General features: G+C 70.6%; 14 protein-coding genes. 2 read left to right on the forward strand and 12 right to left on the reverse strand.

Translation table 11 applies throughout. The features are described from left to right. Positions 1-10: 10 nt before the first annotated feature. The 6 genes from GJ743_RS13745 to GJ743_RS13770 form a co-directional block, all read right to left on the reverse strand. Positions 11-1,552 carry an APC family permease gene (locus tag GJ743_RS13745; protein WP_155052487.1) on the reverse strand — a complete coding sequence of 514 codons (1,542 nt, stop codon included), beginning with the start codon at positions 1,550-1,552 and terminating at the stop codon, positions 11-13. A 246-nt stretch (positions 1,553-1,798) separates the two neighbouring features. Beyond that, positions 1,799-2,596, reverse strand: coding sequence for a VOC family protein (locus tag GJ743_RS13750; protein WP_155052488.1), 798 nt, complete (start codon positions 2,594-2,596; stop codon positions 1,799-1,801). Next, positions 2,593-3,969, reverse strand: coding sequence for an acyl-CoA dehydrogenase family protein (locus tag GJ743_RS13755; RefSeq protein WP_155052489.1), 1,377 nt, complete (start codon positions 3,967-3,969; stop codon positions 2,593-2,595). The genes GJ743_RS13750 and GJ743_RS13755 overlap by 4 nt, the downstream gene beginning before the upstream one ends. Before the next feature lie 166 nt (positions 3,970-4,135). Next, positions 4,136-4,948 (reverse strand): VOC family protein, encoded by an 813-nt coding sequence (locus tag GJ743_RS13760; protein WP_155052490.1) that lies wholly within the window; start codon positions 4,946-4,948, stop codon positions 4,136-4,138. 38 nt (positions 4,949-4,986) lie between these two features. Beyond that, a complete protein-coding gene (locus GJ743_RS13765; protein WP_196217005.1) occupies positions 4,987-6,159 on the reverse strand; it encodes a PucR family transcriptional regulator in 1,173 nt (390 codons plus the stop codon). A gap of 97 nt (positions 6,160-6,256) precedes the next feature. After that, complete coding sequence (locus tag GJ743_RS13770) at positions 6,257-7,165, reverse strand: VOC family protein (RefSeq protein WP_155052492.1); 909 nt, start codon at positions 7,163-7,165, stop codon at positions 6,257-6,259. A gap of 172 nt (positions 7,166-7,337) precedes the next feature. Between GJ743_RS13770 and GJ743_RS13775 the strand changes: the two genes are divergently transcribed. After that, on the forward strand, positions 7,338-8,714 hold the full coding sequence (locus tag GJ743_RS13775) for a glutamine synthetase family protein (protein WP_155052493.1): 1,377 nt from the start codon (positions 7,338-7,340) through the stop codon (positions 8,712-8,714). Positions 8,715-8,722: 8 nt separating this feature from the next. Here the strand turns inward: GJ743_RS13775 and GJ743_RS13780 are convergent, their stop codons facing one another. After that, positions 8,723-9,937: a cytochrome P450 gene (locus GJ743_RS13780; protein WP_155052494.1), complete on the reverse strand. Its 1,215-nt coding sequence runs from the start codon at positions 9,935-9,937 to the stop codon at positions 8,723-8,725. Positions 9,938-10,085: 148 nt separating this feature from the next. On the opposite strand from GJ743_RS13780, the gene GJ743_RS13785 reads away from it, so the two are divergent. Continuing rightward, positions 10,086-11,027: a PDR/VanB family oxidoreductase gene (locus tag GJ743_RS13785; protein WP_196217006.1), complete on the forward strand. Its 942-nt coding sequence runs from the start codon at positions 10,086-10,088 to the stop codon at positions 11,025-11,027. Here the strand turns inward: GJ743_RS13785 and GJ743_RS20215 are convergent. The 5 genes from GJ743_RS20215 to GJ743_RS20000 are packed head-to-tail and all read right to left on the reverse strand — an operon-like array spanning position 11,011 to position 15,920. Further along, on the reverse strand, positions 11,011-12,366 hold the full coding sequence (locus GJ743_RS20215; protein WP_196217007.1) for a LuxR C-terminal-related transcriptional regulator: 1,356 nt from the start codon (positions 12,364-12,366) through the stop codon (positions 11,011-11,013). The two genes, GJ743_RS13785 and GJ743_RS20215, sit on opposite strands and share 17 nt — an antisense overlap. A 17-nt stretch (positions 12,367-12,383) precedes the next feature. Next, on the reverse strand, positions 12,384-13,898 hold the full coding sequence (locus tag GJ743_RS13795) for an aldehyde dehydrogenase family protein (protein WP_328289187.1): 1,515 nt from the start codon (positions 13,896-13,898) through the stop codon (positions 12,384-12,386). Next, entirely contained in the window at positions 13,895-14,644 is a 750-nt protein-coding gene (locus tag GJ743_RS13800; protein WP_196217008.1) for a gamma-glutamyl-gamma-aminobutyrate hydrolase family protein, read from the reverse strand. The genes GJ743_RS13795 and GJ743_RS13800 overlap by 4 nt, the downstream gene beginning before the upstream one ends. Beyond that, a complete protein-coding gene (locus tag GJ743_RS13805) occupies positions 14,641-15,012 on the reverse strand; it encodes a cupin domain-containing protein (RefSeq protein WP_155052498.1) in 372 nt (123 codons plus the stop codon). The genes GJ743_RS13800 and GJ743_RS13805 overlap by 4 nt, the downstream gene beginning before the upstream one ends. A gap of 29 nt (positions 15,013-15,041) precedes the next feature. Then, entirely contained in the window at positions 15,042-15,920 is an 879-nt protein-coding gene (locus tag GJ743_RS20000; RefSeq protein WP_328289188.1) for a fumarylacetoacetate hydrolase family protein, read from the reverse strand.

A 15,920-nucleotide genomic window follows, 5' to 3' on the forward strand; every position in this document is an offset into this window, starting at 1 on the left:
GGGCCGTCGGTCAGCGCTCGGATGATCCGACCGCCGTCGTCGAGTCGGATGCGGGCGGCGCGTCGGACCCATCGCCGGTGTCGACGACCCGCACAGACGCAGTGCCGTGCTCGCGCAAGCCCTCGTACCGCTGGGGGTCGACGCGTTTGGCGACGAGTGCGACGACGACCCCGATCAGGAAGACGGCGACGGGCAGGAGTTGCAGGACGACGTTCACAGCGGGGTCGGCCGCTGAGAGCACCGAGAAGTTGAGCAATGCCGTGACTGCGATCGCGCCGAGAAGGAGGAAGGAGAGGATCGGCGAGATCGTCGAGCTCCAGATGCTCACCGGCAGGCCGCGATTGCGTCGGAAGAACACGACGATCGCCACGCTGGTCAACGTGAACAGCACGAGCGGCGCAAGGGTGCCGACCGCGATGAACCATCCGAAGACCATGAAGGGGTCGAGTCCGCTGACGACGACGGCGAGCAGGACGACGGCTCCGATCGCGGTCGTGACGAGCGATGCGACGTACGGCGAGCGGTGCTTGCGGTGCACCCAGGTGAGCCGCTGCGGCAGTACCGAGTGCCCGAGCGAGTGCAGGTAGCGCGTGACGATGTTGTGGTACGAGAGCACGCACGCGAACATCGAGGTGATCGCCAGCACGCTCATGACCTGCATGAAGACCGGGCCGACCCACTCGGCTGCGGTCGTGTACATGATGTTCACCGGGTCCTCGGCGACCGCATCCATCACGCCGTTCACGCCGAAGGCCTGCATCCATCCCCAGATGGCGAAGCCGTAGAACACGGCCGCGGCGATGATCGAGATGAAGATGGCCCGCGGGATGGTCTTGCGCGGCTCGCGCGCCTCGTCTCGGAAGATCGCGGTGGCCTCGAAGCCGAGTCCGACGCTGATGCCGAAGAGGATGCCGAGTGGGAGCGAACCCCAGGTGATGGCGTCGACGCTGAAGAAGGGCGCCACCTGGATTCCCTCGGGCCCGCCCCCCTGGAAGAGGATGGCGAAGTCGATCACGAGGATCACGATCACTTCGAGGATGAGTGCGACCGCCAGGACCTTTGCGCTGAGGTCGATGCTGAGGTAGCCGAGGAGCGCGACGATCGCGACTGCGACCAGGGTCCAGCCCCACCAGGGGAGGATGCCGGTGCCGATGAGGCTCACGAACAGGCCCTCGACCGAGAAGCCGAGCAGCATGTAGACGAACGCCTGGAAGAGGAAGTAGCCCAGCATGGCCAGGAATCCGGCACCCACGCCCACCGGACGGCCCATGGCCGCGGTGATGTACGAGTAGAACGCGCCCGCCTTCTCGACGTGGATCGACATGGCGGCGAAGCCGGCGCCGAACAGCAGCATGATCAGCGGCCCGACGATATAGCTGAACGCGATGCCGGGGCCGTTGCCGTTCAGCATGTTGACCGGCGTGGAGACGAAGATCGTGAGCGGTGCGGCTGCGGCGACGACCATGAAGACGATGGAGATCGGACCGAGCTTGCCGCTCAGCCGCTGCGAAGTGCCTGCGTGCGCGTCGGCCTCGTGGGTGGGACTGGACATGGGGTCCTCCGGGTTGTGGTCGGGCGATGTCACTCCGCTGTGGCATCGCTGCCGAGGGGTGCGGGGTGCGGCCTTGGCCGCGGTGTCAAGTCCGACAGTACGTTCGATCTGGTTTTTTTACAACCATTAACGTGATGTTTTACGAGAACGAAACGCTGCGGAACATATGTACACAACAGCCCTCGCAGTCACGACGACGGGGACGGCGCTCGTCGCGCCGTCCCCGTCATCCGCCCCGATGTCCCGTCAGAGGCGATCCGTGGTGAGCTGCAGCACCTTGAACTCGCCGCCGGCCGGGTCGACGACAACGCCCCAGAGGCCGAAGCTCAGCTCGTTGTCGACCGTGTTGACGCGGCCGCCGCGTTCGACCGCGATCTCGGTCGCACGCTGCTGGTCGACCACGTTGAACCACGGCAGCCAGTGCGGCGGCAGGAACGCACGCGCCTCCTCCGCGACCTCATACGAGCCGCGCAAGGCACGCCCCTCCTCGTCGCGGAAGAAGTGGATGCCGTGGTCGAGTGCCTCGACTCGCTGTCCCGGGAACAAGGCGTGCTGGAACCGGATCTCGGCGCCCAGGTCGTGGTTCGTGGGGTCGACGAGTGACATCCTGCCGAGCTCCGTCGAGGGGATCACCGCGTGTCCCGCATCGGGCTCGGCGAGGCCGAACCACGCGCCGAAGGGGTCGGTGAGCTCGATCGCGCGTCCCGGGATTCCGATGCGCTTGTCTCGCGTCTGCACCACGGCGCCTGCCGCGACGGCGCGGGCCACTGCCGCATCCAGGTCGTCGGCGCCGAGGTAGCAGCGCCATCCGATGCGACCGTCGTCGAGCGCAGGATCGATGCGGACCCCGGCCACCACGTCGCCGTTGCGCGTGAACAGGCCGCGATCGCCGTCGAGTTCGAGCCGCCAGCCGAGGACGGCGTCATAGAAGTCGGCGAGTCCGTCGGCGCTCCGCGCCTCCAGCTCCTGCCACACGGTCGTGCCGACGGGGTAGTCGCGGTACGTCACGGTCTGCTGTCCCTGGGTCTTCGTCGTCGTCGTCATGCGGCCGCACCGCCAGTCAGGGGCGCACGATCGTCGGTGGCATCATCCGTCTCCGCCACGCCATCCGCTTCGACGGCCTGGTCGTAGCCGGCCTCGCCTGCGAAATGGAACGCCATCGCGGGCGCCGCGAAGAACTGGAACTGGTCGGTGCGACTCACGGTCGTCCAGATGTCGCGGAAGTACCGCTGCATGGCCTGGCCATCGGCCGAGAAGCCGGTGCCGGCGGTGCGGATGAGTTCCTGCAGCGCCTCCCAGACGAGCTCCTCGACCACGAAGTACTGGTTGTTCAGGCGCATCGCGCGGCCGGCGTCGAAGGTCTCGCCGGCGGTGACGAGCCGCCGAGCGAACTCCTCGTACTTGCGGCCACCGTCGAAGAGGGCGCCGGCCGCGGCATCCACCTTCGCCATCGCCATGCCGAGCACGCGACGCCAGTCGTCGGAATCGGCGCGGAGGCCGCCGTTCGGGTCGAACGGGGCACGGGTCGTGCGGATGATCCGCTCGTACTCGTCGACCGCGGCATAGCCGAGACCGACCGCCGCCGCCGCGACCTCGCCCTCGGCGAAACCGAAGAAAACGCCCGAGTAGAGCGGGTTGCCGTGGATGCAGTAGCCGACGGTCGGCTCGGCGACCTCGCTCGTCCAGGTCTCGGCGACGACTCGGTTGGCCGGGACGAACACGTCGGTCATCTCGATCCCGTTCGAGCCGCTCCCACGCATGCCGATCACGCGGCCCCAGTCGTCGAGCACCGTGTAGTCCTCGCGGTCGACGACGATCCAGGCGCGGTACTCGGGCTCGTCGTCCGTGGCCGGGATCATCACGGTCGGGAAGAAGTGCGTCGAGTACGGCGCGCCCGAGCAGTAGCGCCACTTGCCCGAGACGCGGAAGCCGCCCTCGACGGGCACCGCGGTCGCGACGGTCGGGTTGCCGCTGGCGGGCGCGATCATGTATCCGAGCTTGCCGAAGACCTCGTCCTGCGCTTCGAGCGGCCAGTACGACGAGAGCGTGAGCGTGTGCGCGACCGACAGCGACAGGCACCATGCGGTCGACGGGCATCCACGGCCGACCTCGGCGATCAGGGCGAAGAACGCGGGCACGCCGAGTTCGAGCCCGCCGAAGCGTCGCGGAAGGAGCACCTTGTAGAAGTCATGCTCGAGGAAGTACTCGTGCACGTCCGGCCCGTACTGGCCGTCCTCCTCGGTGCGTGCCTGCCGCTCGCGCAGGGTGGGGCGGATGTCGCGGGCGGCCGCGAGCAGGCGCTCGAGCTCGCCGCGCACCCGCGCGTCGTCGTTCGTCACCGGGAACACCGAGTACGGCCCGGAGAGCCCGGGCTCTCCGGTGAGCGGCGGAGTGGCGAGGCCGGAATTGGTGGCCATGGGGTTCTGTGTCGCTGACACTTTGGCTCGGGACATGTGGCACTTCCTCGAAGGGTCGATGGGTGCCTCAAGTCTCGGCGCGCCGGCGTGGGTGCCCAATGGTCGCATCGCCAATCAGGACCGTGCTCGTTGTGCACGGTGCATGGATGGCCGGCGCGATCGTGGCTCAGGCAATCGAACCGTGGTGCGCCGGGAACAGGTCGACGTGGTCGATGAGCTCGCCCGGTGCGTCGTCGTCGTCGGTGACGGGCAGCGATCCGAGCAGCGGCCGCGGGAGGAGCTGGCTGAATGCGAACAGGTCGCCCCATGGGTCCTCGAGCACCGCGTAGAGGTTGAAGGGCGAGCGCGTCGGCGGGATCAGTACGCGCGAACCCGACTCGGCGGCGCGCGCGACGTGCATGACGAGGTCCGCGACCTCGAAGTACACGATCCAGCACGGTCGCACCGCGAAGCCCGCCACGCCGTGCAGTCGGAAGACGCCGGCCGCGATGCGCCGGCCGCGGCACAGGAACCGCATGTCGTACGGGTCGTCGACCATGCGCAGGCGTCGAGCGTCGAACACCGCTCGGTAGAACGCCTCGGTCTCCTCGACGTCGAACGCCGAATAGTCGACGTTCGCGTGCCTGCCCGCGATCTCGGGCGGGACGGCCTCGACGAGCCGGCAGCGCACGCCCGCCGGGTCATGCACGATCCAGCGGCCGTCGGCATCCTGCTCGGCGAGACCGCCGAGCTGCTGCGCACGCATCACCGCACGCGCGGCATCGTCGACCAGGAACGCGGGCGTCCACCCCGTAGGTGCGTCGGGCGCCGTCTGCCCCCTCACTGCGGTGACACCGACGCGCGCGAGCGCTTCGCCCGGGCGCGAACCCGGCGACAGTCCCAGGAGCCACTCGTAGTACACCGCGGCGTCCGTCGGCGCGGCGCTTTCGAGTTCGAGGCCGACGAAGACGTCGTCGCCCGATCGGTCGATGGCGGCCACGCCGCCTCCCTTCTGTTCCCCGGCCCGGGCCGTGCGGCTCACGATGCGGCTCCCGTCGACGGCGTTGCTCCCGAAGGCGTCGTGGACGCCAACATCGGACCTGGCTCGTCCGCGAGCGCGAGATACGCGAGCCAGAGCGTCGCGATGGTCGCGCTCGACTCGATGTCGGCACCCAGGATCTCGGTGATCTGCCGCAACCGGTAGCGGAGGGTGTTCCTGTGGATGAACAGTCGGCCGGTCGCTGCCGCGACGTCGCGGTCGGCCTCGAGGTAGACGTGCAGCGTCTCGACGAGCGCACTGCCGTGCGCGGCGTCGTGCTCGATGAGCGGCCGCAACTGGTCGCGCGCGACATCGGCCAACGGCACGGTCGTGTTGGTCATGACGAGCAGCCGGCTCAGGTCGAGACGGCCCGGGTGACGGACGCCGTCGACGTCACCGTCGCGCAGCGCGGACAGCGCCTCGAGGTAGGCCGCGCGCAGACCTGCCCCGCCGACGTGCGATCGGCTGACGCCGACGCGCGCGTGCGCGCCGATCTCGGCGAGCTGCCCGCACAGGTTCTGCGCGATCCGCTCGACCATCGGATCGTCGGGAACGACCATGAGCACGGAGTCGTCGCGCACGATTCGCAGGAAGGGGTCGGGCCGATTCCCCATCAAGGCGTAGATGCCGCCCCACGGCAGTCGTTGCAGCGCCGACCCGGGCATCTCGGCCGAGCCGAGGAGCACCCGGTGCGGCACGGTGGCGTCGACGCCGACGGCGCGCAGCCGACCGATCGCCTCGACCTCGTCGACGCGCCGGGCGAGCACGTCGTCGATGAGGCTCGCGGCCAGTTCCCGACGACCCTGCTGGGCCGCCCGCAGCCGGGCGAGCTCGAGCACGATGAGGTCGGCCGCCGCGTCGAGAAGTCGACCGCGGTCGTCGTGCACACGCGCCGCCAGAAGCGCGACAGGCTCACCCTCGTACTCGACCGGGTGCACGAGGAACCCGTTCGCCTCGCCGGTTCGACCGGCCGCGCGGCGCACGGCTTCGGCATCCCAGATGGCGCGGGCGGGAGCGGTCGCGATCATGCTGCCGCCGAGATCGAAGAGGCCGACCTCGGCGCCGAGTGCGCTCCGGAGCGCGCCGACGAGGTGGGTGAGCCCGCCGGAGCGCGCCGCGAACACGAGCCTCCGCAGGGCATCGGCGACATCGTCGGAGCGAACGGCGCTCACGTCACCTCCGATCGTAGGCGGGCGTGGTCCAAGTCTGGCGGGGCGCGGCATCCGTCTCAACCGCGGGTGGGATGCCGCGACATCCCACCCGGCGACCTCACTCGTAGATGCCGCGGAGGCTCTCGCGCTCGGCCGCGATGCTCGCCTCGTCGAACCGGAAGTATGAACGTGGCGGCAGCATGCCCCAGACGTTCGAGCTGTGCCGGTCGTCGGGGAACTCGCGCACCTCGTGCGCGAAGTCGATCTGCTCCATGTCGCAGTAGAGCTCGACGAAGCAGTCGTTCTCGGGGACGCGCACGTACCCGGCGAGGTTGCCGCCGATGCCGTGGCGCACCGGGCCCCACGGGAACACCCGGCCGTGCTGCGAGAGGTGGTCGAACGACTGGCGGACCATGCCCCAGTCGGCCATCTCGAATGCGACGTGGTGGAAGTGGGGCGTGCCGGTGTTCACGAACGCGTTGACGTGGTGGTCGGCGCCGACGCGCAGGAAGGCGCCGGCGTCGCTGCCGAGGCGATCGGTGAGCTGCTGGCCGACGACGTTGACATAGAAGTCGACCATCGTGTTCACGTCGGCGGTGAGGTAGTTCACGTGCCCGATGCGGCGGAAGAGGCCGGGGCCCTGGTCTGTCGTGAGCCGGGAGGCGACCGGGAAGACATCCTGCCCGGTGCGGGGGCGGAAGGGCACGTACCGCACGCCGTTGCCCTCCGGGTCCGTGAAGCTCACGGCCTCGTCGGTGCGCGTGTAGTCGACGCCGACGGACTTCAGGTGGGCCTCGGCGTCGTCGAGCGAGAAGTCGGGGTGCAGGTTGTAGGCGGCGTACTGGATGCCGACCTCGTTCGAGGTCTCGAGCACGATCGAGTACGGCTCGTAGTTGACGGCGAGGAACGAGGTGCGGCCCTCCCGCTCGCGCTCGTGCAGGCCGAACTCGGCCTGCCAGCTGTGGCTCGAGGCGTCCAGGTCCTCCACGCCGAACTTGACGTGGTCGATGTCGTAGAGCTTGATCATGATGCTTCCTTGCCGTGCCGGTGGTGATCGTGGGCGGTCGTCCGCGTCTCGACTGTTTCTTTTGTCGATACGGTCATAGTACTATAATCAACATCACTCGCAAGCAACGGATGACGCGGCGGTCGCCCCGACTCCGTTCGCCCCACCACGAACTCGCGGAAGGCCGGATCGAATGACCCTCACCGCCTCATCCACCGAGGCCGGCACGCCCGGCCGCCCTGACCCGGACCACGACGCCGCGGCCTCGCAGACCGAGCCCGGCTTGGAGCACCTGGAACGGCTGCTCGCGCGTGGCATCCGCGTCATCCGCGTCGTGCACGCCGACCTGTTCGGCCGGCAGCGCGCCAAGCAGTTCCCGGTCTCGTCTCTGCCGCAGCTCCTCGGCGGCATCGCCTACTCGAAGATGAGCGTGGCGGAGGACCTGCTGGGCGTGCCGGTGGACGAGACGCAGTTCCCGCAGCTGCTCGGCCACCCCGACCTGCACGCCCGCATCGAGCCCGACACCGCCGTCATCCCGCCGTGGGAGCCCGACGCGATCTGGGTGCTCGCCTCGCTCTGGGAGCACGGTCGCCGATCCGAACTCTGCGCCCGCGGGCAGCTCGCCGCTGCGCGCGAACACCTCGCCGCTGCGCTTGGGCTGACCGCCCAAGCCGCCGGCGAGCCCGAGTTCTACCTCTTCAAGCAGCCGACCGGCGACGGCGGTCGCGGCGCGCCGTACGCCCCGGACGGCGTCTCGTACACGATCGACCGCATCACCGACCCGGATGGCGCGGTCGGCCGGATGCACCGGGCGCTCATCGACTTCGGCATCGGCGTGACCGTCGTCAACCGCGAGTTCTCGCCCGGCCAGTTCGAGGTCAACCTCCACCACGGTGAAGCGCAGGTCGCCGCCGACCAGGTGTTCCTCCTCAAGACGGCCATCAAAGAGCTCGCCCGCATCGAGGGGCTCGAGGCCGTGTTCATGGCCAAGCCCGTCACCGGCGAGGAGGGCAGCAGCCTCCACGTGCACCTCTCCTTCTGGGACGAGGCCGGCCGCAACGTGTTCGCGACCGACGACGGCGGCATGAGCGATGTGCTCACTGCCGCGATCGGCGGCATCCAGGCGCACGCGGCGGCGCTGCTCGCATTCGCCTCACCGACCGTCAACTCGTACAAGCGGCTCCGCGGAAACGGGCTCTCGCCACGGCGCAGCAACGTCGCCGAGGACAACCGCTACACGTTCGTGCGGGTCCCCGCCGAGCGTGGCCCCGCCACGCGCTTCGAGCTGCGCGCGGGGGACGCGAGCGCGAGCCCGCACCTGCTCACCGCTGCGATGCTGCACGCCGCCTGCGACGGCATCGCGCGGGGTATGGTGCCCACCCCGGACGGTGCGCCGCTCCCCCGCTCGCTCGAGGAATCGATCGCGGCACTCGAGGCCGACGAGCTCTTCACCAACGCGTTCGGGGCCGAGCTCGTCGGCGTCTACGCGGCCGTCAAGCGCCGCGAGATCGAGGCCTTCGAGGCCTCCGTCACCGACTGGGAGTGGAACCTGTACCACTCGCACGCGTAGCCACGCGTTCAGGCGTCCCACACGGCGGGGAGGTGCTTCGCGCCGCGGAACACGAATCCCAAGACCTCCGGAGCGCGCTCGGGGTGCGGCCGTAGGCCAGGGAGCCGGCGCACGGTCTCCTCGATCGCGATGCGTCCGATCCCGCGCGCGAGGAAGTGGCCGGCGCAGTAGTGCTCGCCATAGCCGAAGGTGGCGTTCGGGTGCATCATCCGGTCGAGGTCGTACCGGTCGGCATCCTCGTAGCGGGACTCGTCGCGATTGGCCGACGCGACAGCGAGCTGGATCCGGGCGCCTGCCGGGATGCGCATGGCGCCGTGGGTGATATCGTTCCGGGCGGTGCGGGCGACCGTGCCGATCGGGGCGATCCACCGCAGCCCCTCCTGGAGGGCCGGACCGGCGAGGCGTTCCGGGTCCGCGGCCAGCGCCGTGAGCTGCTCCGGGCGTGAGAACAGGCCGAGGAACGTATTGGCGACGGCGTTGCCGGGCTCCTGGAAGCCTCCGAGGATGATCACCCGGATCGAGGCGATCACGTCGTCGTAGCCGCGTGGCTCCACGCCGTCGGGGATGCCGCCGTGCAGCATGTGGGCGATGATGCTGTGGTCGGGCTCCCGGCGCAGGCGCTCGACCCGGTCGCGGAGGAAGCGGTCGATCTCGCGGAGAGATGCGGATGCTGCGGCCGCGCGCTCCTCGTCGCCGTCGGCGTTCGTGTGGCCGTCGCTCAGGGTGTGGAACCAGCGCACGAGGGTGGTGTCGTCGATGTCGGCCAGTCCCAGTTGATCGCCGACGACGCGCACGCTGATCCGTTCGAACAATTCACTCGTGAGGTCCGCCTCGCCGTTCGGGCGGATGCGCTCGAGGAACTCGATTACGACGGGCCGCGCGGCATCCTCGATGTATGAGTTCACGACCCTCGGGCGGAGCCGGGCGTCGATGCCGGCCCGGAGGGCGCGGTGCTCGTCGCCCTCGATGCGCAGCACGTTGGGCGAGCCGAAGAACTCGTCGTCGATCTCGTGCCCCGGCACGAGGTCGTCGTGCCGGCCGCCGATCGCGACGCAGTCGTCCCACCGGGTGACGAGCCATTCGCCGAGTGCGGGGAGGTGGGCGACGGGCGCGCTCGCACGGAGGGCGGCGTACATCGCGTAGGGGTCGCGCTCCAGGTCGGCGAGGGTGATCGACGCGGGGTCGATCGAGGTGGGGGTGACGGGCGATGGGGTGATGGTCATGGCTGCCCCTCTCGGGCGAGTCGGTCGGATGCTGCGAGGTTCGCATCGCGCGCTTCGTCGGCCTATCGGGGGAATCACCGATGGACCGCGCGGCCGGCGAGCCGGACGCTGGAGCCAATCCCCGCCCGACCCCGCACCGGAGGCACCAATGACCCCGTCGATCTCGATGACCGTCGTCGACCGCAGTGAGGCCGCGGCCGGCATCGCGGTGCTCCGCTTGCGCCCCGCTGACGGTGCGCCCACGCCCGTCTGGGCCGCCGGAGACCACGTCGACGTCGGCACGCCGTACGGTCTCCGCCAGTATTCGTTGTGCGGTCGTCCGGACGACGGCGCCTGGACCATCGCGGTGCGCCGCGATGCCGGCGGCCGCGGCGGGTCGCGATGGCTGCACGAGACGGCCCGGATCGGCGTCCGGATCGACCTCGGGGCGCCGCGCTCGACGTTTCCGTTCCGGTCGGCACCGCGGTACGCGTTCATCGCGGGCGGTATCGGCATCACCGCGGTGCTGTCGATGCTCGATCGTGCGTCGGCCGACGGTGCCGACTGGACGTTGCTGTACACGGTTCGCGATGCCGACGGCCACGCCCTTGCCGACCACCTTCCCGCAGATCCTCGGGTCACGCTGTGGTCGAGCGCGCGGGACGGACGCGTCGACGTCGGCGAGGTGCTCGATGCGAATCCGGATGCCGCAATCTACTGCTGCGGGCCCGCCGGGCTCATCGACGACGTGCGCGAGGCCGCGGCGGCTCGAGGCCGCGCCGCATCCGTCACCATCGAGCGGTTCGAGGCGATCGACCGCCGGACCACAGAGGTCGCGGTCGATCGACCGTTCGACCTGCATCTGGCCCGAACCGGCCGCACGCTCCTGGTGCCGGCCGACCGCTCCGCGCTCGACGCGCTCGGCGACGCCGGCGTCTTCGTGCCGAGCTCCTGCCGCGAGGGCATCTGCGGATCGTGCGAGCTGCCGGTCCTCGCCGGCGAGGTCGACCATCGCGACTCCGTGCTCGACGACGCCGAGCGGGCCGAGCACGCGTGCTTCTTCCCGTGCGTGTCGCGTGCGCACGGCCGCGCGCTCACGATCGACGCATAGCCTCGCGCACGCTCCACGCCGCGACCTGTGCGCGCGACGAGACCCCGAGCCGCGCGAACAGGTGCTCGACGTGCGTCTCGACGGTGCGCACGGTGATGAGCAGCAGACGGGCGATCTCCTTGTTGGTGCGACCGTCCGCGATGAGGTCGGCGATCTCGCGCTGGCGCGGCGTGAGGGCAGCGCCATGCGCGACGTCGCCGCCCGCCACGCCGTCGTCGGCGTGGTCGGCGTGGTCGGCGGGCGGCGGCGCGAGCCAACCAGCCGCCTCGGCGAGTCCGGCGGCTCGACCGCGTTCGACCTCGCGCTCGAACAGCGCTTCGCCCAGGCGCGCCGCGCCCTGTTCGGCCGCCTCGTCGTGCTGCTCACCCGTGCCCCAGAAGTGCAGCGGCAGCCCGGTCGCCTCGCGCAGCGCGTCCGCCGCGCCCAGCAATCGCGCCCCGCGCCGCACGTCGCCATCGATCGCGTCGTACCATCCCGCGATCTCGAGGCAGATGGCGCCGGCGTACGCGTCGCCGATCTCGCCGGCCGCGGCGATGCCGTCGAGTGCCAGCACGAAGGCACGGTGGCGGTCGCCGTCGCGCCAGGCGCTGAGCGCGAACGCCCACACGACGTACGTGCGGATCCAGCGCTCGCCTCGATCGTCGCAGAGCGCGATCGCCCGCTCGCAATGGTCGAACGCGGACTCCTGGTCACCCGAGACCGAGTCGGCCGCGGCGAGGAACGACAGGTCCACGAAGACGTCGGCGTCACCGCCGGCGTCGAGGTGGTGGTCGAGCGCGTCCGCGAGCAGCGTGCGCGCACGATCGGCATCGCCTGCGTACAGCTCGCGGATGCCGCAGATCTGGGCGATCCTCGCGGCCTCGGCGGCGGTGGCGACGGCCGGTGTCGCGCGGCGGAGCAGGTCGATCCCCCGGTCGGCGTCGGCCACATCGTCGACGCAGAGCGCGAGCCACGCGTGCGCCCAGCCGGCGTCCTGCACCGCCGACCGCACGGCGGGCGAGGCGAGCGCGAGCGGGTCCACCGTGAGCCGACCGGCGAGGCTCCGGAGGCGGTCGAGCGTGGTCGTCACCCGGCCCGTCGCCCCCCAGTGCGGCCAGAGCAGCGCGACCGACTGCAGGAGCGCGGCATCCTTCTCCGGGTCGGGACGTCGTGACGACTCGTCGAGGAGCGCATCCAGCAGCGGCAGTTCGCGTTCGACGGCGGCGAAGAGCCCCGCCTGACCGCCACCGAACCACGTGCGTGACACCTCTCGGGCGCGGGCGAGCCACCAGTGCGCGACGGCGCGACCCAGCGCCGCTGGGGCCTCCGCCTCGGTGTCCGCCGGTGGGATCGCCGTCACGGCACCATCCTGCCGCGTCAGAGCTGAACGTATGTGGTCTTCAGCTCGGTGTACTTCTCCAGCGCGTGACGTGACTTGTCGCGGCCGTTGCCCGATTGCTTGAAGCCGCCGAACGGCACAGTGAGGTCGCCCTCTTCGTAGCAGTTGACCCACACGGTGCCGGCGCGGAGCCGCCGCGAGAGGCGGTGCACCTTCGACACGTCGGTGGTCCAGAGTCCGGCGGCAAGCCCGTAGTCGGAGTCGTTGGCGACCCGCACGGCCTCGTCTTCGTCGCGCACGCGGAGCACCGCCAGGACGGGCCCGAAGACCTCCTCTCGCGCGAGTGCGGAGCCGGGCGCGACATCCGTGAAGACCGTGGGTTCGAAGTAGCTGCCGCCCGTGAGGCCGTCGTCGAGCCGGGCGAGGCCTCCGCCGATCGCGAGCGTGGCGCCGTCGGCGAGCGCACGGTCGACGTGCGAGCCGACCTCGGCGAGCCGGGCGGCCGACGCGAGCGGACCCATCGCCGTCGCGGGGTCGAGCGGGTCGGCCGGCGCGTAGCCGGCGGCGCTGCGCAGCACGCCCTCGATCACCTCGTCGGCGATCGTCTCGTGCACGATGAGCCGCGACGGTGCCGTGCACATCTGGCCCGAGTTGAAGAAGATGCCCCAGGCCGCCGTCGAGATCGCCGCGTCGAGGTCGGGCGCGTCGGGGAGGATGATGTTCGGCGACTTGCCACCGAGTTCGAGCCACGTGCGCTTCAGATTCGAGCGCGCCGAGTACTCGAGGTAGGCGCGGCCCACGTCGGTCGATCCGGTGAACGCGAGTGCGTCGACGAGCGGATGCTCGCCGAGGTGGCGGCCGAGCACCGAGCCGCGGCCCGGTACGACGTTGAGCACACCCTCGGGCACGCCTGCTTCGAGGGCGAGCTCGGCCATCCGGATCGCCGAGAGCGGAGCGAGGTCCGCTGGCTTGTGCACGACCGTGCATCCCACGGCGAGCGCGGGTGCGATCTTCCATCCGGCGAGTGTGAGCGGGAAGTTCCACGGCGTGACGACGCCGACGACACCCACCGGCTCGCGCGTGATGAGCGCGAGCGCGTCTTCGCCGACGTTCGAGACCTCGTCGAGCTCCTTGTCGGCGAGCTCGGCATACCAGCGGTATGTGCTGATCACAGCGCGCAGCTCGATGGTCCACGCCTGGGTGATGGGCTTGCCCATCTCGACAGCGAGCATGGCAGCGAGCTCGTCGCGGTTGGCCTCGATGAGGTCGACCCACCTGAGCAGGATCTCCTTGCGCTCGCGCGGGGCCATCCGGGGCCACGGTCCCTCGTCGAAGGCGCGGCGGGCGGCGCGCACGGCGGCGTCGAGGTCGTCGACGCTCCCCCATGGCACGGATGCCGCGGTGCGGCCGTCGCGCGGCGAGACGAGGTCGCGTGACTCGCCCGCCAGGGGCGCGCGCGCGTCGCCGTCGACGATGAGTCGCTCGGGCCAGCGGATACCGGCGGCGAGCGCCGCCCACTCGCCCGCGGTGCGCTCGGGCATCGTGGCGGTCACGCCGCCATCCCCGCTCGCGCCCCTGCGTGTTCGCGGGCGGCTTCGACGAAGGCGCGCACGAGTGCAAGGCCCTCGGGGTCGAGCCGCTCCTCGGGGTGCCACTGCACGCCGAGGCAGAACGCGCCGTCGCCGGCTTCGAGGGCCTCGACGACGCCGTCGGGTGCGCTCGCCGACGCGACGAGACCGTCGCCGAGCGCTCCCACACCCTGGTGGTGGTGCGAGGCGATGTCGAAGGCGTCGGCGTGCACCAGCGATGCGAGGAGCGTGCCCGGTTGCAACCGCACCTCGTGCGCGGTGAACGTGCCGACGATATCGCGGTGCGGGGTGAGGTCGACGCGGTCGCCGAGGTGCTGCTCGAGCGTGCCGCCGAGCGCGACGTTGATGACCTGCAGTCCGCGGCAGGCCCCGAAGACGGGGATGGCGCGGCGGCGCGCCGCGCGGGTGAGTGCGATCTCGAGCTCGTCGCGCAGGGAGAAGGGCGGGTCGTTGGCAGGATGCGCCGCGCTGCCGTAGAGGGCGGCGTCGAGGTCACGGCCGCCTGGCAGGAAGAGCCCGTCGACCAGGTCGAGCACGCGGTCGGGATCGTCCAGGAAGGCGTCGAGGCTCGGGATGACGAGCGGCATGCCGCCCGCCTGTTCGATCGCGGCGACGTAGGTGTGCGGGAGCCCGTCGGTCGGGATGTCGACCCACGCGCCCGAGGTCGCGGTCTTGCGGTCGGCGACGATCGCGATGAGCGGTGCGGTCACGAGGACTCCAGGGGGTTGTCGTCGGTCCAGTCGGTGACGCCGAACGTGAACGCGAGCCAGACGGCGTCGCCGCCGTCATCGGCGCCGTGCCAGTGCGGCTCACCGGCAGGGGTCTCGACCGTCGTGCCCGGCAGGAGCCCGCCGTGCGCGCCCTCGCCGTTGCCGACCCGGCCGACGCCCGACTGCAGCACGAGGATCTGCCCGCCGGGGTGCGAGTGCCAGTGCGTCACCGCACCGTGCTCGCAGTGCACGCGCGCGACATCCGGTTCGGTCGGCACCGCCGCCTCGACGATCATCTCGAGCTGCACCGGGCCGGTGAACCGGCCGTTGTAGACGTAGTCCTTGTTGCCTTCGGCGAGCACCTTCATGGTCCTGTCCTTCCTCAAGCTTCCCTGGGTCAGGCCGCGTCCGCCTGCGCGCGGTCGGTCACCGAGGCGGCGGCATCCTCGGCGCGCACCGGGTTGCGGATGGCGCCGACGCCCGCCACCTCGACGGCGACGACGTCGCCCGGCACGAGGTATCGCGGGGGCGTGCGCTCGTCGCCGACACCGCCGGGCGTGCCCGTCGCGATGAGGTCGCCCGGCTCGAGCGTGACGCCGCGCGTGAGGTACTCGATGAGTGCAGGGATGTCGAAGATGAGCTGGCGGGTGTTGCCATCCTGCATGACCTCGTCGCCGATCGTGGTCTTCACGCCGATCTCGTCGCGGTTCGCCACCGAGTCGACGCTCGCGATCACCGGGCCGAGCGGCGTGAACGTGTCGAAGCTCTTGCCCAGGGTGAACTGGCGCATCGGCGTCTCGAGCTGGGCGCGACGGCCCGACACGTCGTTCAGCGCGGTGAAGCCGCCGACGTACTCCCACGCGTCCTCCTCGCTGACGCGATAGGCGCGCTTGGAGATGACGATGCCGAGTTCGCCCTCGTAGTCGGTGCGGGTCTCCTCGACCGGGATGACGATGTCGTCGAACGGCCCGGTGACCGACGATGGGAGCTTGGCGAACACGACGGGGACGTCGGGGCGCTGCAGGTTGGTCTCCTCCACGTGGGCCTGGTAGTTGAGTCCGATCGCGAGGATCTTGCCCGGGGCGACCGGGGCGAGCACGTGCACGTCGGCGAGGGCGTGCCGTTCACCGTCTGCCGCGACGATCGCCGTCCATCCGGCCTCGTCGGGGACGAAGCCCTGTGCGGGCGCCTCGCCGGCGGTGACGATGTCGTCGCCGTCGAGCCGGCCGATCCAGCGCTTGCCGTCTGTGGTCTCGAAATGCACTGCCTTGGACAC

The organism is Agromyces bracchium, assembly GCF_009709675.1.
In the GTDB taxonomy this organism is placed as follows: domain Bacteria; phylum Actinomycetota; class Actinomycetes; order Actinomycetales; family Microbacteriaceae; genus Agromyces; species Agromyces bracchium.

What these genes read in the sequence shown, in the direction of transcription:
- GJ743_RS13745 (WP_155052487.1), bottom strand. Translation starts at nt 1,552, where the DNA reads ATGTCCAGTCCCACCCACGAGGCCGACGCGCACGCAGGCACTTCGCAG.
- GJ743_RS13750 (WP_155052488.1), bottom strand. Translation starts at nt 2,596, where the DNA reads ATGACGACGACGACGAAGACCCAGGGACAGCAGACCGTGACGTACCGC.
- GJ743_RS13755 (WP_155052489.1), bottom strand. Translation starts at nt 3,969, where the DNA reads ATGGCCACCAATTCCGGCCTCGCCACTCCGCCGCTCACCGGAGAGCCC.
- GJ743_RS13770 (WP_155052492.1), bottom strand. Translation starts at nt 7,165, where the DNA reads ATGATCAAGCTCTACGACATCGACCACGTCAAGTTCGGCGTGGAGGAC.
- GJ743_RS13775 (WP_155052493.1), top strand. Translation starts at nt 7,338, where the DNA reads ATGACCCTCACCGCCTCATCCACCGAGGCCGGCACGCCCGGCCGCCCT.
- GJ743_RS13780 (WP_155052494.1), bottom strand. Translation starts at nt 9,937, where the DNA reads ATGACCATCACCCCATCGCCCGTCACCCCCACCTCGATCGACCCCGCG.
- GJ743_RS13785 (WP_196217006.1), top strand. Translation starts at nt 10,086, where the DNA reads ATGACCCCGTCGATCTCGATGACCGTCGTCGACCGCAGTGAGGCCGCG.
- GJ743_RS13805 (WP_155052498.1), bottom strand. Translation starts at nt 15,012, where the DNA reads ATGAAGGTGCTCGCCGAAGGCAACAAGGACTACGTCTACAACGGCCGG.